Annotated in this window: 6 protein-coding genes; 2 read left to right on the forward strand and 4 right to left on the reverse strand. The window is 50.3% G+C overall.

Annotation, left to right across the window (positions count from 1 at the left end):
• The 4 genes from ACYC56_RS11985 to ACYC56_RS12000 form a co-directional block, all read right to left on the reverse strand.
• Nucleotides 1–389, reverse strand: a 389-nt coding sequence (locus ACYC56_RS11985; RefSeq protein WP_461374416.1) for a rubrerythrin family protein, incomplete at its 3' end; no start/stop codon positions are given.
• Nucleotides 390–409: 20 nt separating this feature from the next.
• Nucleotides 410–841: a Fur family transcriptional regulator gene (locus tag ACYC56_RS11990; RefSeq protein ID WP_461374412.1), complete on the reverse strand. Its 432-nt coding sequence runs from the start codon at nt 839–841 to the stop codon at nt 410–412.
• Nucleotides 842–1,015: 174 nt separating this feature from the next.
• Nucleotides 1,016–1,153, reverse strand: a complete 138-nt coding sequence (locus ACYC56_RS11995) for a hypothetical protein (RefSeq protein WP_461374413.1) — start codon at nt 1,151–1,153, stop codon at nt 1,016–1,018.
• Nucleotides 1,154–1,187: 34 nt separating this feature from the next.
• Complete coding sequence (locus tag ACYC56_RS12000) at nt 1,188–1,733, reverse strand: LysM peptidoglycan-binding domain-containing protein (RefSeq protein WP_461374414.1); 546 nt, start codon at nt 1,731–1,733, stop codon at nt 1,188–1,190.
• A 443-nt stretch (nt 1,734–2,176) separates the two neighbouring features.
• On the opposite strand from ACYC56_RS12000, the gene ACYC56_RS12005 reads away from it, so the two are divergent.
• Together ACYC56_RS12005 and ACYC56_RS12010 are read left to right on the forward strand one after the other, a co-directional pair.
• Nucleotides 2,177–3,046 (forward strand): methylenetetrahydrofolate reductase, encoded by an 870-nt coding sequence (locus tag ACYC56_RS12005; RefSeq protein ID WP_461374415.1) that lies wholly within the window; start codon nt 2,177–2,179, stop codon nt 3,044–3,046.
• Between the two features lie 168 nt (nt 3,047–3,214).
• Nucleotides 3,215–5,160: NAD(P)-binding protein (locus tag ACYC56_RS12010; RefSeq protein WP_461374417.1), on the forward strand; the 1,946-nt coding region annotated here is incomplete at its 3' end.

Raw genomic sequence — 5,160 nt, forward strand, 5'->3', positions numbered from 1 at the left:
TGCTTTTCAGCGATAGAAGTGTAATCGAAAATTGCTGCGATATCGTTAAAATCTTCTTCCCGGGCGACTTTGGCAAAACCAGGATACATTTCAGTCCATTCATAATGCTCACCACCGGCGCTGGCCGCCAGATTCTCGGCGGTGGAGCCGATAACCCCGGCGGGAAAAACCGCCTGGATTTGTGCTTCACCTCCCTGCAGCAGTTTGAACAGCCTTTTGGCATGTTCTTTCTCCTGATTGGCCGTCTCCTCAAAAATAAACGATATCTGAACCAATCCTTCTTTCTTGGCCTGGCTGGCAAAGTAGGTATATCGATTTCTGGCCTGGGATTCCCCGGCAAAGGCGGTAAGGATATTTTTTTCGGTTTTGGATCCTTTTAACTCCATCAGGGGTTCTCCTTTCGATTCTATTATTCTTGAATGGCTGGCTGGCTTGATTGTGGTTTAACCGCTTTGCAGGCCGGACAAACGCCGACCAGTTCCAATTTATAGTCAAGGATTTCAGAATCACCCAGTTTGGAGACGGCTTGGTCGATCTCTTTTAATGGACGGGTGGTAAGATCCTTTATCTGACCGCAAACCACGCACCGTAAATGATAGTGGTTGCCGGTTGTTCCATCGAACCGTCTTTGGTTTCCCCCGCCTTCTAATTTCTTAATCTGACCGTTTTCCGATAAGATTTCCAGGTTCCGATAAATGGTCCCCAAGCTGACTCTGGGAATACGTTTCCTGACAATAGTATAAACTTCATCGGCCGTGGGATGAGAGGTAACGTCTTTTAATTCTTCCAGTATGATCCGCCGGGCATCCGTTTGTCTGAGTTTTTTTTGGGAAAAAGGCATAATTTTTATTTTGATAATAATTATTATTACTATAAAAATTAATTTTCTATTGTCAAGGTCCGTACAAAAAAAAGTTAAGCCGGATTTTAGAAGAGGCCCTGTTAAGGGTTAAGAGAGGCTAAAGAGAACGGTCAGAACCGCAGTCGGGGCAGATCCAGGTAATACCGTTGCAGGTCATCCCCCAGGCATTGTCTTGAAAACAACGCTGACAAATTTGAAATCCGCAAGGACAAACCCAGCAAAATTCTTCCCCATGCCCGCAGCAGTGACATTGAAAAGTTCTCCTGGGTCTTTTATTTTTTCTGGTTTCAACAGTCATCCGTTAAGAAAAATGACCCGATGCTTTCTATCGGGACATGATGGTCAAAGTTTCCCCTGGTCGTACCGGTTTATTTTTGTTCCGTTTATTCCATTGGAGCAGATCCCCCGAAGTAACCTTGTACTTAGCGGCAATACTCGCCAGGGTTTCACCTTTTTTCACTTTATGTTGGATTTTCTTTTTTCCTGGTGAATCCTGTGGCAGGTTCTTCTCTCCGGCCTTGGGTGGTTCTTTTTTCCCCAATTTAACCGATAAACCTTGATTGGCCATTTCCAGGGCTTTCAACCTGGATTCCCATTTGGCCTGAATGTCTTCAATCGCTTTTATCCTTTTATCAAGCTTTTCAGCCTGCTCCCGGGAAATGGTTTCCAAATTTTTTATCTTCTTTTCCAATTTTGACCCTGTCCCGGAACTATCCTGAAAAAATATTATATATCCGATATAAATCAGGCCCAAAACGATCAGGAGACCAAATACGATTTCTAAAGAGGAGAGGGGGAATCGTTGTTTATTGAAAGAAGAATTCAACAGGTTTTGGGTGGGAGTGCTTTCTGTTTTAATTTCATTTTCCATATATTTTCCAGGAAGGGGGAACCAGTATTAAAAATAATTGAATCAGAGTTTGATTACAATGGGTTTATCATACCAATGTTGTCTTGTGTTGTCAATTTAAGAGACAAGCCGGCTCTCAACGATACTGCAATCTTTGAACAGAGGATTCAAGTAATGGACGGGGTGATTTTCGGAATCGCCGAACTAAAATTCCAACCTAAACCGCCATGCCCCGCCTTTTGGGGCGTGGCACCACGATCCGGTCGGGCCGCTCGGCCCGCTCGACTTTGTCGAGCTTTCGAAGAGGCATCCATCCGGATGCCGATGCCGAGCTCCTGTTAAGGTCGATGAAATCGACCGATTAAAAAAGGGTTTCTGGCGAGTGCTTAAGGCGAAAATCCAGGTGTTTCCATCCGGAAATTCGAATTTCCGGATGGAAACTAATTAATAATCGGAGGCGGGCCATGGGGTTAAAGGATAAAATCGAGGCAGGGGAATTTACTTTTTTAGCAGAAATGGAACCACCGAAAGGGGTGGAGGTCTCTGACCTGTTGTCCAATGCCAAAAGAGTCAAAGACGGGATCGATGCCTTCGTCGTACCGGAAATGAGCAATGCCGTCATGCGTATGAGTTCCCTGGGAGGGGCTATGATCTTGCAGAACGAAGGATTGCCGACGATATTTCAGGTTTGCTGCCGGGACCGAAACCGTCTGGCCATCCAGGGTGATTTGCTGGCAGCTTACGCCCTGGGAATCACCAACGTCATGGCGGTCGGGGGTGAAGATCCCAGCTTTGGGGATCATCACCAGGCCCGTTCGGTATTTGACATCGATCTTGTTGAGTTGATTAGAACCATGGACCGGCTCAACAAAGGTCGGGATATGGCCGGTATCGAACTCAGCGGTGCACCAGACTTCTTTATCGGTTCCACCGCCGAAGCTGGATCCCAAGGGAAATCAACGGAGGTGGAAATGGAAGAGCTGATGAAAAGGGTCGAGGCCGGAACGCGCTTTTTCATCACTTCACCCATATTCGACTTATCTCTGCTTGAACCATACAAAAAGCGGATCGATTTCCATAAGGTGGCCATTATTCCCACGGTTATGCTGCTCAAGTCATTAGGGATGGCCCGATACATCGTCCGTAACCTGCCGCATATTCACATACCGGATACGGTTATCGACCGGATTGCTCGGGCACCGGACAAGGTACGCGAGTGTGTCCGGATTGCAGCCGAAACGGTTAGGGAACTCAAGAATCAGGGGTACAGCGGCGTCTATCTGGCCACTATGGGATGGGAGCACAAACTGCCGGAAATCATCGAAGGGATTTAATACGAAAATAGGATCCATCACTCAACGAGCCTATTTTCATGTATCGTGGTGTCACGCCACCAAAAGCGTGGCATGACGGTTTAGAGGGAAGGTAAAATGGAATCGAAAACCGAAAAAGGCCTAACACCTGCGGTCGTGAGCCAAGGACCAAGTTTGGTTGGGGCGGTAATGGTGGTCGGGGGAGGCATCGCCGGAATGCAATCTGCACTGGACCTGGCCAATTCCGGGTACTATGTCTACCTGGTCGAGCAATCATCGGCCATCGGTGGATTGATGTCTCAGTTGGACAAGACCTTTCCCACCAATGACTGCGCCATGTGAATTATCTCGCCTAAACTGGTCGAGGTCGGCCGGCACCTGAACATCGAAATTCTGACTAATACCGAAGTCCTGGGATTGGATGGAGAGCAGGGTTTTTTCAAGGCCCGACTCCGGCAGCAGCCCCGCTTTGTAGACTTATCCAAGTGCACCAGTTGCGGTGAATGCAGCAAGGTCTGTCCCATAGAGCTGCCCAACGAATATGATCAAGGCTTATCCAAGCGCAAGGCCGCCTTTAAAAAATATCCCCAGGCGATTCCCGGCGGATATGCCATTAGCAAGCGCGGAAACGCCCCCTGCCGGGTAACTTGTCCTGCTCATGTGAGTGTTCAGGGGTATATCGCCCTGATCAATGCCGGAAAATACAAGGAGGCCGTGGAGCTGTTTAAAAATGACCATCCTTTTCCCGGGGTTTGCGGAAGGGTTTGCCACCACCCTTGTGAAGCGGCCTGCACCCGCCAGTCGGTCGATGAACCTTTGGCTATCATGAACCTCCATCGGTATTTAGCCGACTGGGATCAGAAAAGCGGCCTTCCCTTCTTGCCACAGAAAAAGGAATCCAAACTAAAAAAGGTGGCTATCATCGGCGCCGGACCGGCCGGTTTGACCTGTGCCTATTTTCTGGCCATCGAGGGGTATGCGGTTACGGTTTTTGAAAAACTGCCTGTTCTGGGGGGGATGCTGAGTGTGGGCATTCCTGCCTACCGACTGCCCCGTGACATCATCGAAACGGAAATTCAGACCATCCGCGATCTGGGTGTGGAGTTCAAAACCGGGGTAGAGATCGGCAAGGATTTTACCATCGGCCAACTTCGGCAACAGGGATACGGGGCCTTCTTTCTGGGGATCGGATCTCAGGCCTGTAAGGCCCTGGGTATCGAGGGGGAAAATCTAAAGGGGGTCTATCCCGGGCTTGATTTCTTAAGGGAGGTCAATCTCGGCAACCGGATCAACCTGGGAGACCGGGTGGCGGTGGTCGGCGGCGGTAATGTGGCCATGGATGCGGTGCGTACCGCCCTGCGCACCGGCAGCACCCGTCCTTTCATTATCTATCGACGCAGTCTGGAAGAGATGCCGGCCAATGCCGAAGAGATTGAAGAATGCCAGGCCGAGGGGATCGAGATCATGACTCTGACCAATCCGGTGCGGGTGGTGGCAGAAGCCGGCCGGGTCAAGGCCATCGAATGCCTCCGTATGGCCCTTGGTGCACCGGATCAAAGCGGCCGGCGCCGCCCGGAACCGATCCCCGGCAGTGAGTTTATCATCGAAGTCGATGCCGTTATCCCGGCTATCGGCCAGGAGTCCGATTGGACCTGCCTGACCGAGGAGTGCGGCTGTAAGCTTAACGATTGGGGCACCATTCAGGTCAATCCGGTAACCCTCCAATCCGCTGATCCTGATATCTTTGCCGGCGGAGATGCCGTCAGCGGTCCGCGGACCGTAGTGGAAGCCATCGGGGCCGGTAAAGAAGCGGCCATATCGATTGATCGCTTTCTCCAAGGCCGCGATATGCAGGAGGGCCGACCGAAACTTTGGGAAGCTGTTATCGATGTTCCAACCGAGGGGCAGACCCTACAGGCCCGAACTGGGATGTCTCATGCCCCGGCCGATCAACGAATCCAAAACTTCAATGAGGTTCAACTGGGCTATCAGGAGAGTGATACGCAAGAGGAAGCGCGACGCTGTCTGAAATGCGGGATTTGCTCCGAATGCTACCAGTGTGTAGACGCCTGTCTGGCCAAAGCCGTGGACCATGATCAGGCGGTGATAGAAAAGGAAATCGAGATCGGATCGGT

Source organism: Candidatus Aquicultor sp., assembly GCF_054640775.1.